At 28.7% G+C, this 15325-nt stretch carries 18 protein-coding genes; 14 read left to right on the forward strand and 4 right to left on the reverse strand.

What is annotated here, in order from left to right; genetic code table 11:
- Window positions 1-58: 58 nt before the first annotated feature.
- Genes AVBRAN12654_RS05040 through AVBRAN12654_RS05050 form a run of 3 tightly spaced genes read right to left on the reverse strand, consistent with a single transcriptional unit; the run spans window position 59 to window position 3720 of the window.
- Complete coding sequence (locus AVBRAN12654_RS05040; protein WP_214119599.1) at window positions 59-1006, reverse strand: hypothetical protein; 948 nt, start codon at window positions 1004-1006, stop codon at window positions 59-61.
- Complete coding sequence (locus tag AVBRAN12654_RS05045; RefSeq protein ID WP_336614046.1) at window positions 999-2909, reverse strand: ribonuclease R family protein; 1911 nt, start codon at window positions 2907-2909, stop codon at window positions 999-1001. Before AVBRAN12654_RS05045 ends, AVBRAN12654_RS05040 begins: the two co-directional genes overlap by 8 nt.
- On the reverse strand, window positions 2902-3720 hold the full coding sequence (locus AVBRAN12654_RS05050; protein WP_214116357.1) for an HDOD domain-containing protein: 819 nt from the start codon (window positions 3718-3720) through the stop codon (window positions 2902-2904). Before AVBRAN12654_RS05050 ends, AVBRAN12654_RS05045 begins: the two co-directional genes overlap by 8 nt.
- Before the next feature lie 99 nt (window positions 3721-3819).
- Between AVBRAN12654_RS05050 and ilvC the strand changes: the two genes are divergently transcribed.
- From ilvC to AVBRAN12654_RS05110, 12 genes are read left to right on the forward strand one after another with little or no spacing between them, the layout of a single operon-like run.
- Complete coding sequence (ilvC, locus tag AVBRAN12654_RS05055) at window positions 3820-4839, forward strand: ketol-acid reductoisomerase (RefSeq protein WP_214116355.1); 1020 nt, start codon at window positions 3820-3822, stop codon at window positions 4837-4839.
- Window positions 4839-5882 (forward strand): divergent polysaccharide deacetylase family protein, encoded by a 1044-nt coding sequence (locus tag AVBRAN12654_RS05060; RefSeq protein WP_336614047.1) that lies wholly within the window; start codon window positions 4839-4841, stop codon window positions 5880-5882. The genes ilvC and AVBRAN12654_RS05060 overlap by 1 nt, the downstream gene beginning before the upstream one ends.
- On the forward strand, window positions 5857-6636 hold the full coding sequence (locus AVBRAN12654_RS05065) for a DNA-processing protein DprA (protein ID WP_336614048.1): 780 nt from the start codon (window positions 5857-5859) through the stop codon (window positions 6634-6636). The genes AVBRAN12654_RS05060 and AVBRAN12654_RS05065 overlap by 26 nt, the downstream gene beginning before the upstream one ends.
- Entirely contained in the window at window positions 6636-7010 is a 375-nt protein-coding gene (ruvX, locus tag AVBRAN12654_RS05070; protein WP_214119608.1) for a Holliday junction resolvase RuvX, read from the forward strand. The genes AVBRAN12654_RS05065 and ruvX overlap by 1 nt, the downstream gene beginning before the upstream one ends.
- A gap of 1 nt (window position 7011) precedes the next feature.
- Entirely contained in the window at window positions 7012-7518 is a 507-nt protein-coding gene (locus tag AVBRAN12654_RS05075) for a tetratricopeptide repeat protein (RefSeq protein WP_336614049.1), read from the forward strand.
- A gap of 23 nt (window positions 7519-7541) precedes the next feature.
- On the forward strand, window positions 7542-8198 hold the full coding sequence (locus AVBRAN12654_RS05080; RefSeq protein WP_336606953.1) for a tetratricopeptide repeat protein: 657 nt from the start codon (window positions 7542-7544) through the stop codon (window positions 8196-8198).
- Window positions 8199-8214: 16 nt separating this feature from the next.
- A complete protein-coding gene (locus AVBRAN12654_RS05085; protein WP_336614050.1) occupies window positions 8215-8982 on the forward strand; it encodes a tetratricopeptide repeat protein in 768 nt (255 codons plus the stop codon).
- A gap of 32 nt (window positions 8983-9014) precedes the next feature.
- The gene (locus tag AVBRAN12654_RS05090) at window positions 9015-9881 is read left to right on the forward strand and encodes a tetratricopeptide repeat protein (protein WP_336614051.1); all 867 of its coding nucleotides are present in this window, start codon (window positions 9015-9017) and stop codon (window positions 9879-9881) included.
- A 25-nt stretch (window positions 9882-9906) separates the two neighbouring features.
- The gene (locus AVBRAN12654_RS05095) at window positions 9907-10674 is read left to right on the forward strand and encodes a tetratricopeptide repeat protein (protein ID WP_214119618.1); all 768 of its coding nucleotides are present in this window, start codon (window positions 9907-9909) and stop codon (window positions 10672-10674) included.
- Between the two features lie 16 nt (window positions 10675-10690).
- Window positions 10691-11470, forward strand: coding sequence for a tetratricopeptide repeat protein (locus AVBRAN12654_RS05100; RefSeq protein WP_239803144.1), 780 nt, complete (start codon window positions 10691-10693; stop codon window positions 11468-11470).
- A complete protein-coding gene (locus AVBRAN12654_RS05105; RefSeq protein ID WP_336614052.1) occupies window positions 11467-12126 on the forward strand; it encodes a tetratricopeptide repeat protein in 660 nt (219 codons plus the stop codon). Before AVBRAN12654_RS05100 ends, AVBRAN12654_RS05105 begins: the two co-directional genes overlap by 4 nt.
- Window positions 12126-12998, forward strand: a complete 873-nt coding sequence (locus AVBRAN12654_RS05110; protein ID WP_336614053.1) for an RsmB/NOP family class I SAM-dependent RNA methyltransferase — start codon at window positions 12126-12128, stop codon at window positions 12996-12998. The genes AVBRAN12654_RS05105 and AVBRAN12654_RS05110 overlap by 1 nt, the downstream gene beginning before the upstream one ends.
- 299 nt (window positions 12999-13297) lie before the next feature.
- On the opposite strand, the gene AVBRAN12654_RS05115 is transcribed toward AVBRAN12654_RS05110, so the two are convergent.
- Window positions 13298-13825, reverse strand: coding sequence for a hypothetical protein (locus AVBRAN12654_RS05115; RefSeq protein ID WP_214119628.1), 528 nt, complete (start codon window positions 13823-13825; stop codon window positions 13298-13300).
- Window positions 13826-14013: 188 nt separating this feature from the next.
- On the opposite strand from AVBRAN12654_RS05115, the gene AVBRAN12654_RS05120 reads away from it, so the two are divergent.
- Window positions 14014-14388 carry a hypothetical protein gene (locus tag AVBRAN12654_RS05120; RefSeq protein ID WP_336614054.1) on the forward strand — a complete coding sequence of 125 codons (375 nt, stop codon included), beginning with the start codon at window positions 14014-14016 and terminating at the stop codon, window positions 14386-14388.
- A 281-nt stretch (window positions 14389-14669) separates the two neighbouring features.
- Complete coding sequence (locus tag AVBRAN12654_RS05125; RefSeq protein WP_336614055.1) at window positions 14670-15320, forward strand: hypothetical protein; 651 nt, start codon at window positions 14670-14672, stop codon at window positions 15318-15320.
- Window positions 15321-15325: the final 5 nt, after the last annotated feature.

Raw genomic sequence — 15325 nt, forward strand, 5'->3', positions numbered from 1 at the left:
CTAAGCAAGGAATTTTGCATAAAGCAAGGCTTGATTTTAGCAGTTTAATCTTAATATTTTATGAGTTTATTAAAAAATATATTTTTAAAAGATTTGAATATGCTATTTCTTTTGAAGAATTATTGTTATTTAGTTTTAATTCATATTCAGCGTTTAATAAAATTGCAAAAATTTCTTCGTAAAAATTAGATAATTTTCTCGCTTGATTTTCTAATTCTACGCAAACTTGTCTTGGTGGAGTGTAACCAAAGGCTATTTTATAATCAATTCTACCATTTGTTTTTAGATTTGCACTTATTGTAAAAAGTCTTATTAAACTTGAATAAAGTTTATTGATTAAAGCGATTTCATCTTCATTTTCTAATATTTTATAAATATATTCATTTGGCTCTTTTGTCTTTAAAAAATTACTCAAAAAATCATCAAACCCTAAAGCATTATCGCTTTCTAAATGCTCTTTAATAGTGCTTAAATCTAGTGTTTGATTTTTATATTTTAAAAGCTCACAACCTGCTTTAAATATATCAAATTCATAATTTTTTTGAAGATATTGCAAGGCTTCTTCACTAGCATTTATTTTATAAAAATTAGTAATTTCTTTTAATAAAGCAATTTGCTCAAAGCTAGTCTTTTTCTCAAAAAATCTAACAAAATTATTATTAATACTTAATTCTAAATCTTTTAAAGCTTTTCCATCATAAATAGCTAATATTAATTGATTTTCACTATTAATATGTTTTAGAATTTCTTTTAAATCCTTACTTGAAATTCCTTTTTCAAATTCCAAAATCAATTGCTTAGAACTAGCAAATAACGAACTCTCACTTAAAAAATCAACAGCTTTATTTAATTTATAATCGCTATCTCTTAAAATCAGCCTTTCATCGTATTTTTTCAGACTTTTTATAATTTCTAAGTTTATAAATATACTTAATCTACACGCCCCATAAAGCATAAAAGCATTAGGGAGATTGTTTTTTATTTTGTTAAATTCTGCTTCATACATCTTTAACTATCCTAGCAAAAACCTTAGCGCTTATTAAATCTACTTCATAAATCTCAACTAAAACTCTAGAAAATAAAGTTACATTAGGATTTGCAATAAATATCCTTGCACCTTTAAACTCATCATCTAAAACACCTATTGTAATATCTTCGTTTTTAGTGATTTTTACATAAAATCTTTTGCCAATATTTTTATGAAAATATCTTGCATAAACCCTATCACAAAAATCCATTGCCACCTTATCAGCTTCTCTTTCAAGATTACTAACTTCAAAACATTTATTCTCAAGGTTCGTGCTAAGGTATGTAAATAGCTTATCTTGATTTTTCATAAGAGCTTTTAATAATCTATGCAAAATCAAATCCGAATATCTTCTAATAGGACTTGTAAAATGCGAATACCTTTCAAATCCTAATGCAAAATGCCCTTTATTTTCATGTCCATATTCAGCTTTTTTAAATGAACGAATGATGATTTTATCTACTTCAGCACGGATATTTAATTCATCTGCTAAGCTCTGAATATTTTTGATATTTTCATAGATATTTTCTCCACCACTAAAATCAAGTCCTAATAATTGCAATTCTTCATACATAGCAGCGATTTTATTGTAATTTGGGCTTTGATGATTTCTAAAAATAGCTAAATCAGGGCACATTTTAGCCGCTGCTTTATTAGCAAGTAGCATACAATCCTCAATCAATTGATGAGACCTTGTTGATTGCTCGTAATAGGTCTTAGTAATTTGCCAGTCGCTATCAATCTCCATTCTTAGCTCTTCTGTTAAAAAATTAAAACCTTTATTTAATCTAGCATTTCTTATTTTTTTTGTAAGCTCATTTAAAGAATATAAATAATTGCATTCTTTTAAATCAGTTTTTTTGTCTAAATACTCATCTACTTCATCGTAATTAAATCTTCTTTTTGAATTAATTATGCCTTCATAAATTTCTTCTTTTATTACTTTTGCACCTTCAAAATATATTTTAAAACCAAAGCAAAGCCTGTCTTCATTTGGGTTTAAAGAACAAATTCCTTCACTTAAAACTCTTGGTAACATAGGAATGCTTTTATGTGGAAAATATATACTAAATCCACGCTTTAAAGCTTCGTTATCTAAAGCACTAAAAGCCCTTACATATTCGCTTACATCAGCAATTGCTACATATAAAATCTGATTTTTTTCATCAAAATAAATAGCATCATCAAAATCTTTTGCATGAATTGGGTCTATCGTGCAAAATGGCAAATGCCTTAAATCAAGTCTATCAGGATAAAAACTAGCATCAACACTACCACTATAAGCATTTGCTTCATCTAAACACGCTTTATCAAATTCTTCGGTTTTATTAAATAAAGCCATAGAGATTTTTTCATCTACTTTTTCATCACTAATATGCCCTAGCACTTCTACTACATTTGAACTTGCATTATCAACCTTTAAAATAGTGCCAACAGGTAAGGCTTTTAATGATTTTTGAGATACGCTAAGTTGTCTTAAAAGTCCTGTTTTAAAGCATTTTCCAAATACTACATTTTTTAGCATTTGAGTAATAACTAAAGAAAATTCTTCTTCTCTTTTTAAAACAAGTATTACAGCAGCACTTGGGCGACCTTTTTGCTTTTTAATCTTTTTTGCAATTACAATATCGCCGTATCTTGCTGAATGTAAGTCTTTTGATTTTATGAGTAAATCTCGCTCTAAAAACGACGCTTGTAAAAATCCATCGCCTTTAGAATTTATATCCATTTTGCCATAATAAAATCCATTATTAAAATAGATTTTATTATTGTATTCGCTTACTATTTTTTCTGTTAATAAGACTTTAATTATTTCTTTTTGTTTTGAATTAGCATTAAGCTTATTAAAACCTTGCCTAATGTTTTCTAAAAACTCAAGCATCTTGTTCTACTACTTTAATAGCGTCTATTAATTTATCTCCTAATAAGCCATTATTTTTAGCGTCTAATACACATTGAACTATCATTTCTTCATTAAAAAATCCAAAAATATTAATAAGATTTGAAACTATATTTAATGCAATTGCATTCTTTTTTATATCATTACTTGCGTTTTCTGGATTTACACTATAAAAAATAGCATCAATCATATCAACTTCAAGATTCCATTTATCAAATATCATAGAAGTTACTTCTTCGCTACTCATTCCTAAAAACTGCTTTTCATAATCACTTAATTCTTTAATATTTCTTAAATCACTTAATCCATTTTTAAATTCTTCTGCTTTATTTGTTTCAACTAATTCAGAAGATATAATTATCTTGCCAATTTCTAGCAAAAACGATGCTGGAATTACGACTTTTTTAGTATTGTCTGCACTTCTATTAAGCCAATTAATTGCTAATGAATTTTGCATAGTTGAGATTTTTGCAAACATTGCTTCATTCATATTGTAAGCACTTAAATTAATTTTAAAAGAGTTTTTAACAGCTGCATTTAAAGCAAATCCTTTAATAGTTGTCATTCCAAACAAATTAACAGCCCTATCAACACTACTAATTTCTCTTGAAAATCCGTATAAAGGCGAATTTGCTGATTTTAAAATATTTGCAGTTAGCATTGGGTCTTTTTCAACTATTTTCGCTAAATCTTTTAAAGATGAGTTTTCGTCATTACAAATTCTTTGAATTTCTAAAGTGCTTTCATTAAGCGGAGGTAGGCTTTTTATTCTTTTACTAATAAAATCTTGCATAATAAACCTTTTAAGTAAATAAAATTTGATATTTTTTTATTAGATTGTAACTAAAATAGTTATAATTTGCTTAATTAAATCAAAAGAAAAAGGAAAAATATGGCAGTAAATGTTTATTATGATCGTGATTGCGATTTAGGTTTAATTAAAAGCAAAATAGTTGCGATTATTGGTTTTGGCTCACAAGGACACGCTCACGCTGAAAACTTAAGAGATAGTGGTGTAAAAGTTATAATTGGTCTAAGAGAAGGAAGCTCGGCTAATAAAGCTCGTGCTAAAGGTTTTGAAGTTTTAAGCGTAGCTGATGCGACTAAAAAAGCTGATGTTATTATGATTTTAACTCCTGATGAGTTTCAAGCTCAAATTTTTAATAGCGAAATTAAACCAAACTTAAGCGAAGGAAAAGCTATAGCATTTGCTCACGGATTTAATGTTCATTACGGACAAATTGTAGCTCCAAAAGGAGTAGATATTATAATGATAGCACCTAAAGCACCAGGTCATACGGTAAGAAATGAATTTGTAATTGGTGGTGGTGTTCCTGATTTAATAGCAGTTGCTCAAGATGAAAGCGGTAATGCAAAAGCTCTAGCACTAAGCTATGCAAGTGCAATTGGTGGTGGACGCACAGCTATAATTGAAACTACATTTAAAGACGAAACAGAAACAGACCTTTTCGGCGAACAAGCAGTGCTTTGTGGAGGTTTGACTGCACTTATTGAAGCAGGATTTAATACACTTGTAGAAGCTGGATATGAGCCTGAAATGGCATATTTTGAGTGCTTACACGAAATGAAATTAATCGTTGATTTAATGTATCAAGGCGGAATTGCTGATATGAGATATTCTATTTCAAATACGGCTGAATACGGCGATTATATTACAGGCGAAAAAGTTATAAACGAAGATAGCAAAAAAGCTATGAAAAAAGTATTAAAAGATATTCAAGATGGCACATTTGCAAAAGATTTCATCTTAGAAAGCCGTGCAAATTATCCAAAAATGAATGCAAGACGCAATATTACTAAAAACAGCCTTTTAGAACAAACTGGCGTTAAATTACGCAAAATGATGCCTTGGATTGAAAAGAGCAAATTAGTTCAACAAGACAAAAATTAATGGCTAAAAAAAAGCAAAAAAGCAAAGCTAATTCTAGCTTTGCTAAAACTCTTAAAATAATTTTTTTATTTTTATTATTATTTGGCATAGGGCTTTTGGTATATTTAAATATATATGAAAGCAAAGAGCAAATTAGCGAAACTAAAGAGATAAAAACTCAAAAAGAAATTCAAAAACCAAAACCGCAAACAATAGTAAATGCTATAAATAATTATAAAAATGAAAAAAGCATTGATAAAGAAAAGAATTTAAATCAAAATTTTAGTGATATATTTGCTAATATGGATTTAGAAAAAAATGATGATAATTGTAAGGTAACTAGCGTAACTTGTTTTGATACTAAAGAAACTTCAGCCTTTGGTTCTTTAGCAAGTGCTACTAATATTAAGGCAAAGTTAGCAATTATTATTGATGATGTTGCGACAAAAGAACAAAGCGAAGAAATCAAAAAAATTATTAAAAATGGTAAAAAAATCACTCCGAGCTTTTTTCCTAACACAAACAATCACCCAGACACTAATAAATATTCAAAAGAATTTAAATCTTTTATGATACACCTTCCTTTAAGGGCTTTAAAGTTTAATAAAGAAGAGCCGCTAACCCTTACTCCAAATGATAGTTATCAAGTGATTGAAAATAGGATTAAAAATATCAAAATCGCTTTTCCAAATCTAAAATATCTAAACAATCATACAGGCTCATTATTTAGCGAAGATGAAAACGCTATGAGAAATTTATTTAAAGCATTGAAAAAATATGATTTGATTTTCGTTGATTCAAGGACTAGCGCTAACACAAAAGCACCTACAATTGCAAAAGAATTTAATCAATTTTATATCCACAGAAATGTATTTTTAGATAATTCACAAGATTTAAATGATATTCGCAAAAAGCTAGATGAAGCAGTGGAATTTGCCCTAAAACACAAAAGAGCAATAGCCATAGCACACCCACACAAAAATAGCCTAAAAGCAATTAGCGAATATAACTTTTCTAAAGTTGAGCTAGTTTATATAGATGATATATACAACGATTATAAATGAGTTTAATACTCTTAAAAACCCGCCTAATAAGATTTATTATAAAGGCAATTTAGAACTTTTAAAAATGCCTAAAATAAGTATAGTAGGCTCTAGAAAAATGAGCGTTTATACAAAAAATCTAACCTTTAAACTAGCACAAAAACTAAGCCAAATAGGTATTTGCGTAGTAAGTGGTGGAGCAATTGGAGTAGATATTGAAAGTGCAAAAGCAAGCCTGCCTTATCATATAGGAATTTTTGCAAATGGGCTTAATAAAATCTATCCGAAATCAAACGAATACATAATAAAACAAATATATGAAAACGCCCTAGCACTAAGCGAAAACGAGCCAAATCATATCCCATTAAAACACGATTTTTTAGCTAGAAATCGCCTTGTGGTAGCTCTTGGAGATATTTTAATCATCACCCAAGCAGACCTTAAAAGCGGTTCATTAAATTCAGCAAAACACGCCCTAGAATATGGAAAAGATATTTATGTGTTAGCCCAAAGAATAGGAGAAAGTGATGGCACAAACGAGCTAATCGCAAACTATAAGGCAAAAATAATTTATGATATTGATATTTTCGTAGCACAAATGCAAGAATACTTCAGCGTTCAAAAATGCTACACTCAAAACTACGATGAGTTTTTAGAATTTTGCAAAAACGGAGCAAATCTTGATGAAGCCTTAGAGCGATACGGCGAATTAGTATATGATTATGAACTTGATGGAAAAATAATAATTGATGGAGTTTTAGTTAGGAGTGTTTAATGGAAAATATACTTGCACTTGATTTAGGACTTAAACGAATTGGCGTTGCAATTAGCATAATGAAAATTCCTATGCCCCAACCTGCAATAATTAGAATAAATCGCAATCAAGCAGCCACAGAAGTAAAAGAATTAATCAAAAAGCACAAAATCACTAAAATTGTAATAGGAATTCCAATGGGCGGTAGTGCTGAAGATGAGATGAGAAGAAGAGTGGAGCATTTTTCAAAACTAATTGAATTTAGCAATATAGTCTATCACGATGAAAGTTTTACAAGCAAACAAGCAGCAAAAATTATTAGTAGCAAAAAAAAAGATGGCAAACAAGATAGCATTGCAGCATTTTTATTGCTTAAGGATTATTTAGGAATTTAAATTGAAAAAGCTCATTTGTTTGCTTATATTTAAAGTTTTGTTAGCAAATGATTATGACTTAGGATTTGAGATTTTTAAAAATATTGATTTTACAAAAGAGCCAATTGAATACGAAAATGATTTAAAACAAGTTTATAATTTATGGTCTAAAGCTTGTAAGAATAAAAATATGCAAGCTTGTTATGATTTAGGGTTTTTATATGAGAGCGGAATAGGAACTAAGCAAAATTATACTAAAGCCATAAATCTTTATACTAAAGCTTGTGAAAATAACTTATATGAAGCTTGTTATGCAGTAGGTTTTATGAATGCTTATGGGATTGGAACGCAACAAAACAAGAAAAAAGCTATTAAATTCTATACCAAATCTTGTAATCATAATTATGCTGTTGGGTGTTATTTTTTATCATTTTTATATAAGGATAAAAAAGCTAAAGAATATTTAAAAAAAGCTTGTGATTTAGGTGATGAAAGAGCTTGTAAAAGTATTGAGAATTTGAAAAATTAAATTAGAAATTTAAAGGAAGTAAGGTGAAAAAATTATTATGTTTAGCACTTTTAGGTGCAAGTGTTTTAGGTGCAGTTGATATTAAGGAATTAGAAAAAGCTTGCAATAAAAACGATTATAAAGCTTGTGATGCTCTTGGATATTTATATGCAAGTGGCGAAGATGTAGAGCAGGATTTTAAAAAAGCAAATAAATTATGGATTAAGGCTTGTAAAGGTAAAGATGCTTCTTCTTGTTTTAATATAGGATTATCTTACGAACAAGGAAACGGAGTAAAACAAGATTTAAAAAAAGCAAGTGAGTTTTACACAAAAGCTTGTGATGGTGGACATACTTTTGCTTGCACAAATTTAGGTTCTATGTATTTTGAAGGAGATGGCATAAAACAAGATTTAAATAAGGCGAGAGAATTTTATACTAAAAGTTGCGAACTACAAGATTTTGGTGCTTGTGGATTTTTAGGCTTTATGTATTATTCTGGAATTGGCGTTGCAAAAGATATTGAAAAAACAAAAGAATTATGGACTAAAGCTTGCGATAATAAAAATGGAGAAAGCTGTTTAGCTTTATCAAGTTTATATGAAAATGATATTAAAAAGTCTATTGAATTAATTAAAAAAGCTTGTGATTATGGAGAACATACTAGTTGTTTGCTGTATAAAAAAATAAACAAGCAATGACATTAAAGGAAGTAAAGTGAAAAAATTATTATGTTTAGCACTTTTAGGTGCTGGTATTTTAAGTGCAAATGAGCTTGAAAGTCAGTGTAATAAGGGCGATTTGGAAGCTTGTTCAGATTTAGGAGTAGAATATGCTAAAAATCAAGATTACGCTAAAGCAAAAGAATATTTTACTAAGGCTTGTGATAACGGAAATGCTACGGGTTGCAATAATTTAGGGGTTGTTTATGCGAATGAATTTGGAGTAAAACAAGACTATACAAAAGCAAGAGAGTTTTATACTAAAGCTTGTGATAATGGGGATACTATGGGTTGCTCTAATTTAGGGTTTTTATACGAAAAAGGACTTGGAATAAAGCAAGATTATTTTAAAGCAAGAAAGTTTTATGCCAAAGCTTGCAATAACGGAAATGCTACGGGTTGCTTTAATTTAGGAATTTTATATGCAAATGGATTTGGAGTAAAAAAAGATTACATAAAAGCAAAAGAATATTTTACTAAAGCTTGCGATGGTGAAAACGCTAGTGGTTGCTCTAACTTAGGGGTTGTGTATGCAAATGGATTTGGAGCAAAACAAGATTATGCAAAAGCAATAGAACTTTATGCTAAAGGTTGTGATGGTAACGATGCTATGGGTTGTTATAATTTGGGAGCTTTATATAATAACGGACAAGGCGTTAGAGAAAATAAAATAAAAGCTAAAGAATACTTAAGAAAAGCTTGTAATTTAGGCGAACACAACGGCTGTAGTCATTATGAAATATTAGATGAGCAAGGGTTTTGATAAATAACAATGATAAATTTAAAGGAAGTAAAATGAAAAAATTATTATGTTTAGCACTTTTAAGTGCTGGTATTTTAAGTGCAAATGAACTTGAAAGTCAGTGCAATCAAGGGGATTTGGAAGCTTGTTTTAATTTAGGAGTAGAATATGCTAAAAATCAAGATTATACTAAATCAAAAGAATATTTTACTAAGGCTTGTGATGGCGGACAAATTCTTAGTTGCCTTAGCTTGGGTGAATTTTACTTTTTTATAAATCAAGATTATGCTAAAGCAAAAGAATATTTTATTAAGGCTTGTGATGAAGATGCTACGACTTGCTCTGATCTAGGGTTGTTATATAGTGAAGGGTTTGGAGTAAGACAAGATTATATAAAAGCAAAAGAGTTATTTACCAAAGCTTGTGATGCGGGAAGTGTTGTTGGCTGTGTTAATTTAGGAAATTTATATGCTAACGGAAATGGTGTAAAGCAAGATAATGATAAAGCAAAAGAGCTTTATGCTAAAGCTTGTAATGATGAATTTACTGAAGGCTGTTATGGTTTAGGATTGTTATATAGCAAAGGGGTGATTAGAACAAGCGAAGATTATTTAAAGGCAAGCGAATTTTATACTAAATCTTGTGATGGTGGAGAAAGTGTTGGTTGTTATAATTTAGGTGTTTTATATAGCAGTGGGTATGGAGTAAAACAAGATCCTATTAAGGCAAAAGAGCTTTTTACTAAAGCCTGTGAAGATGGGTTACCTAATGGTTGTTTTAATTTAGGCAGTTTGTATTATAAAGGCAAAGGTGTAAAACAAGATAAAACAAAGGCTAAGGAATATTTTGGCAAAGCTTGTGATTTAGGCGGTCAGAATAGTTGTTATTGGTATAGAAAATTAAACGAGCAAGGATATTAATAATAAGAAATTTTAAGGAAGTAAAATGAAAAAATTATTATTTTTAGTGCTTGTAGGTATGAGTTTATTTGCAAATAAAACCAATAAAGAATGTTTAAATATGAATTATAAAACTTGCTACGAGATAAATGATAAGAATTTAGAAAGTAAATGTGACAATAAAGATTATCATGCTTGTTTTTTATTAACACTAATTGAGCTAGATAACAATTGCAACAAAAACGATTATGAATCTTGTCATAAACTAGCTAACGAATATGAGAGTGATTGGAAATTTAAAAAAGCTATAGAATTGCATACAAAGGCGTGTAATGGTGGATATTTTCAAAGTTGTGATTTTTTAGGCTTTTTTTATGAACATGCTCGTGGGGTAAAGCGAGATATTGCTAAGGCGATACATTTTTATAAAATAGCTTGTGATAACAAGGAATATTTAGCATGTGAAAGCATAGGTTATATATATTCTGAAGGTTTTTGGCTTATGCAAAATCATAAAAAAGCGATTGAATATTATAAAAAAGCTTGCGAGTATAATAAAGGAAGATGTGAAAAATTAGCTTGGCAATATGAAAAAATAGATGATTTCAAAAATGCTATTAAGGCTTATGAAATTTCTTGTGATGCTAAAAATAATAATGCCTGCTTACGCTTAGGAATAATGTATGAAAACGGCGAAAATATAGAGCAGGATATAAATATGGCAAAAAAATATTATAGTCTTACATGCCGATATAAAGGCGGCGTAACTTGTGATAAACTAGAAATGTTAAACCAACAAGAAATTATAAAATAAATATGTAGGATAAAATATGAAAAAATTATTATCTTTGGTATTTTTTAGTATAAGTATTTTAGTTGCAAATGAAAACAATAACGAATGCTTAAATATAGATTATAAAACCTGCTTTAAACTTAATGAAGCTGAACTAAAAAGCAAATGTGATAAAAAAGATCACCCATCTTGCTATCTTTTAAATACGCTAAAATATGAAAAATTATGCGCTCAAAATGATTTAGAAAGTTGCTACGAACTAGCTGGGCAGTATGAAGATCATAAAAAATATAAAAAAGCCTTTAAACTACACACAAAAGCATGCGATGGTGGGTATTTTTCAAGTTGTGATTATTTAGGTTTTTTTTATGAACAAGCTCGTGGTATAAAGCGAGATATTAAAAAAGCTATGCAGTTTTATGAAATAGCTTGTGACAATAGAGTAGCGAATGCTTGCAAAAGTTTAGGCAATAAGTATTCTACAGGTTTTTGGGTTAAGCAAGATCATAAAAAAGCGATTGAATATTATAAAAAAGCTTGTGAATATGACCGACCATATCAATGTGAGGAATTAATATACGAATATGAAAAAATAAAAGATTATAAAGAAGCGATTAAGATTTATAAAAAAACCTGTGATAACGGATATTTCCCAAGCTGTGAGCGTTTGTTTTTGATGTATAAAAATGGCGATAGGGTAAAGCAAGATTTAAATTTAGCAAAAAAATATTTAGCCGATGTTTGTCGTTATAGTCCTGAGTACTGCGAAGAATTAGAAATAAATGAAGAAGAAATCTTTAATCAGGAAGTAAAATGAAAAAATTATTATGTTTAGTGCTTTTAGGTGCTGGTATTTTAGGTGCGAATGAGCTTGAGAGTAAGTGTAATAATGGAGATTTTCAAGCTTGTTTTAAATTAGGATTAGAATATTATGGCAAACAAGATTATGTAAAAGCACAAGAATTATGGCATAAAATGTGTGATGGTGGGGATGTTAATGGTTGTACTAACTTAGGAATTTTATATAAAAACGGAAAAGGTGTAAAACAAGATTATTCTAAAGCAAGAGAGTTTTTTATCAAAGCTTGTGATAGTAGGAAAACTATGGGTTGTTTTAATTTGGGGATTTTGTATGAAAACGGACAAGGTGTAAAACAAGATTATTCTAAAGCAAGAGAGCTTTTTATCAAAGCTTGTGATGGTGGAAATATTCCAAGTTGTACTAATTTAGGATTTTTATATTATGAAGGATTAGGAGTAAAGCAAGATTATTCTAAAGCAAAAGAATTTTATACCAAAGGTTGTAATGGTAATGATGATAGAGGTTGTTTTAATTTGGGGATTTTGTATTACAACGGACAAAGCGTAAAACAAGATAAAAAACAAGCTAAAGATTATTTTAAAAAAGCTTGTGAATTAGGACATCAAGATGGTTGTAATAATTATAAAGTATTAAACGAGCAAGGATATTAATGATATTTAATCATACCGAGCATTTTAACGAGATTTATGGCTTTAAAAAGCCAATTGATTTGGAGTATTTCGGAGTATTTATAAACTCTATTAAATGCGATGAAGAAGAGTTTTTAAGTGTATTTAGTAAGTATTCGCCTACAAAATTAGATAATAATTTTTATATTTTTAATCAAGAATTTAAAATAAGAATTTCAACTCACGATTTAGCAATAAATGGCGGTATTTATATACAAGATTATTCAAGTTATTTATGCGCTAAGGCTTTAAATGTTAGCTCAAGCGATATTATTTTGGATATGTGTGCTGCTCCAGGGGGTAAGAGTATAAATCTAGCTAATTTTAGCGACAATTGTGAAAATCTAAGCTCAAATGAGCTAAATAGCAAAAGATTTTTTAATCTTAAAAAAATCCTAGCAAACTACGGCGTAAAGGCAAAAACCTATAATCACGATGGCATTTTGATAGGTCGTAAAACGCCCGAGCGATTTAGCAAAATATTGCTTGATGCTCCGTGTAGCACATTTATACACGATTTTTCTATCACAAAAAGTCAAAAAGAAATAAAGCAAATCGCCACTACTCAAAAAAAGCTTTTAAACTCTGCCCTAACAGCTTTACAAATAGGTGGGGAGCTAGTTTATAGCACTTGCACGCATAATTTTTATGAGAACGAAGCAGTGATTTTTAATGCGCTTAATTCTAAATTTAATATAGAACTTTTAGAAATTGATTTGCCTTGCGAGTATTTACAAGGACTAAGTAATTACGATGAAAAATATAGCGATATTAGACTTGCTAAAACTTATCGCATAAAGCCAACAAATACTCATTCAGGCTTTTTCATAGCAAAATTAAGGAAATTAGGCTAAATTATTTTGCTAATAAATTTGTAATATTTTAAGAAATATTGAGCTAATTAGTGAGTTTAAATTATAAAAACTACATAGATAGATTTAATAGTATTAAAAAGACTTAAAAGCAAGAAAACGATAAGATATTTAATCAATACATAGCAAAATCTTATAAAAAATAAATTATTTTAATAATCTGCCTTGCCTAATCAACTGCAAAATATTCTAATTAGCTATTTTAATTGTTTGACTTGGCAATTAGTGTTTTTACAATAGTTAGTTAAAACCTAAATACTTAATAGTATTTAGGGAAAGTTTTAATTATTTGTTTGTTCTTTTAGTTTTTCTTCAAGTTTTTTAAGCTTTTTTTCTGATTTTTTATGCTCTTTTTCAACTTTTTCTACTTTATCATCAACTTTATTTTCTAATTCTTTAGCTTCTTTTTTAGCTTTATTTTTTAATTCTTTTTCTTCTTTATCAGCTAATTTTTTAGCTTCTTTATCTTTTTTAGCTTTGATTTTTTCTAAATCATCTTTGTATTTATCTTCAACTTTTTCTTTTTTGGCATTTAGTTTTGCTTGGCTTTTTTCTAATTTTTTACTCTCGTAATCATATTTAGTTTCAGCTTTGATGGTTTTTAATTTTTCATTATCTATTTTACCATCTACACAATTTTTGCTGATTTCTTGTTTTTGTGTTTTTAAATATTCTAACCTTTCTGGATTTGCCTTTTTTTGATTTTGAACTTTTGTGATTTGCTCATCAAGTTTATTTAAAACCTTATCACACGATGTAGCAGCAAAAAGCGATGAAGCTAAAGCAACACTTAAAATTAACTTATTCATAAATTCTCCTTAAAAAATATTCAGCAAATAGTATAAAAACACTCATTAAACAATTAGCTTAGCTAAATAAATTATATGTAGCCAATACAAATTAAGTAAAACTTAAGAATGGGGGGGGGTATTATACCGATTTTACAAAAAGCATAATGCAAAGCATTAGGCTTTAAACCAAATCAAAAGGAGAAAATATGAAAAAATTATTTAGTCTTGCAGCCCTTGCTGTAATGTTTGTAGCTTGTGGGAGTGATGCTCCTGATATTGTGGTTAAAAAACACATAAATGCATTTATGGTAGGAGATGGAAAAGAGGCTGCTAAGTATGTTCATTTTGAATCAGAAGATGAAAAAAAGGAATTTATAAAAGATTTAACTGAGAATGCAGGAGACATAAAAAGAAGTATTGCCAAACAAGGCATTGAATTAGTAAATACATTTGTAATAAATGAATCTGAAACTCAAGCTAATGTTAGCGTTGTAATGAAAAAGTATGGACGAACTGATGATAGCGAAGTAGGTCTTACAAAAATAAATGGCACTTGGTATATGGATTACCCATTTAAATAATTTATTCAAAATTAATTGGAATTTATTTGCGAAAATAAATTCCAAACTAAATTAATAAAATTATATTAACACGCACTCTTTAAAAAATACAAAAATAAATTCCAGTAAAATTTAAAATATATTTTAATTTAATTTTTAGGATTTGTAATGCAATAAAATTTTTAATCATATTAAACAATACAAATTAAGTAAAACTTAAGAATGGGGGGGGGTATTATACTGATTTTACAAAAAGCATAATGCAAAGCATTAGGCTTTAAACCAAATCAAAAGGAGAAAATATGAAAAAATTATTAACAGCTAGTTTGTTTTGTAGCGTGGCATTATTTATGAGTGCTTGTTCTGATGAAAAAAAAGAATTAAGTCAAGATGCGTTTAAGTTCGATATCGAAAAAACAAAAAATGGGTTAGGCTGGAAAATGGAAATGTTAACCTTAACTGCTAAAGATGATATTGAAATTAAAAGAATTACAGCAAATCGTGGTGGTTGTGCTATAGTTGATTATAAATTTTGGAAAGATAATAACGCTACAGGTGCAATATCAGATGAAACTCCACCAAAAGTATGTAATACTGGAATACTAAATAAAAATTGGATTGATTATTGCGAAAAATTAATTAAATGGGCAGAATTAAGTAAAGAAGATTGCAGTTATGAGTACGAATACGATTTAGATGATAAAAGCAAAGGTTTTAAACACATAAACGAAAGAGTAGAAAAAACAGAAAATAAAAAATATATTGAAAATTGTGAAAAAGCAAAACAAGTTGCTAAAGAAAAATACAATGGAAAATATTATTATGATTACAAAATGCCTTTAAAATTTGGCGAAAGTAGAGAATTTATGACATTTAATAACGAAAATTGCTCTAGCATTTTAGAATTTAGCGTATATACAAATAAAGGCTTTGTAACTTATAGCGTTAAATAATAGCT

It is taken from the genome of Campylobacter sp. RM12654 (assembly GCF_020137585.1).
Classification (GTDB): Bacteria; Campylobacterota; Campylobacteria; order Campylobacterales; family Campylobacteraceae; genus Campylobacter_E.

Bases quoted from the DNA above. Each gene is read 5' to 3' on its own strand.
- AVBRAN12654_RS05065 (WP_336614048.1), top strand. From the start codon at position 5,857: ATGATATATACAACGATTATAAATGAGTTTAATACTCTTAAAAACCCG.
- AVBRAN12654_RS05050 (WP_214116357.1), bottom strand. From the start codon at position 3,720: ATGCAAGATTTTATTAGTAAAAGAATAAAAAGCCTACCTCCGCTTAAT.
- AVBRAN12654_RS05045 (WP_336614046.1), bottom strand. From the start codon at position 2,909: ATGCTTGAGTTTTTAGAAAACATTAGGCAAGGTTTTAATAAGCTTAAT.
- AVBRAN12654_RS05060 (WP_336614047.1), top strand. From the start codon at position 4,839: ATGGCTAAAAAAAAGCAAAAAAGCAAAGCTAATTCTAGCTTTGCTAAA.
- AVBRAN12654_RS05040 (WP_214119599.1), bottom strand. From the start codon at position 1,006: ATGTATGAAGCAGAATTTAACAAAATAAAAAACAATCTCCCTAATGCT.
- AVBRAN12654_RS05110 (WP_336614053.1), top strand. From the start codon at position 12,126: ATGATATTTAATCATACCGAGCATTTTAACGAGATTTATGGCTTTAAA.
- AVBRAN12654_RS05125 (WP_336614055.1), top strand. From the start codon at position 14,670: ATGAAAAAATTATTAACAGCTAGTTTGTTTTGTAGCGTGGCATTATTT.
- AVBRAN12654_RS05095 (WP_214119618.1), top strand. From the start codon at position 9,907: ATGAAAAAATTATTATTTTTAGTGCTTGTAGGTATGAGTTTATTTGCA.
- ruvX (WP_214119608.1), top strand. From the start codon at position 6,636: ATGGAAAATATACTTGCACTTGATTTAGGACTTAAACGAATTGGCGTT.
- AVBRAN12654_RS05120 (WP_336614054.1), top strand. From the start codon at position 14,014: ATGAAAAAATTATTTAGTCTTGCAGCCCTTGCTGTAATGTTTGTAGCT.
- AVBRAN12654_RS05115 (WP_214119628.1), bottom strand. From the start codon at position 13,825: ATGAATAAGTTAATTTTAAGTGTTGCTTTAGCTTCATCGCTTTTTGCT.
- AVBRAN12654_RS05105 (WP_336614052.1), top strand. From the start codon at position 11,467: ATGAAAAAATTATTATGTTTAGTGCTTTTAGGTGCTGGTATTTTAGGT.
- AVBRAN12654_RS05100 (WP_239803144.1), top strand. From the start codon at position 10,691: ATGAAAAAATTATTATCTTTGGTATTTTTTAGTATAAGTATTTTAGTT.
- ilvC (WP_214116355.1), top strand. From the start codon at position 3,820: ATGGCAGTAAATGTTTATTATGATCGTGATTGCGATTTAGGTTTAATT.
- AVBRAN12654_RS05090 (WP_336614051.1), top strand. From the start codon at position 9,015: ATGAAAAAATTATTATGTTTAGCACTTTTAAGTGCTGGTATTTTAAGT.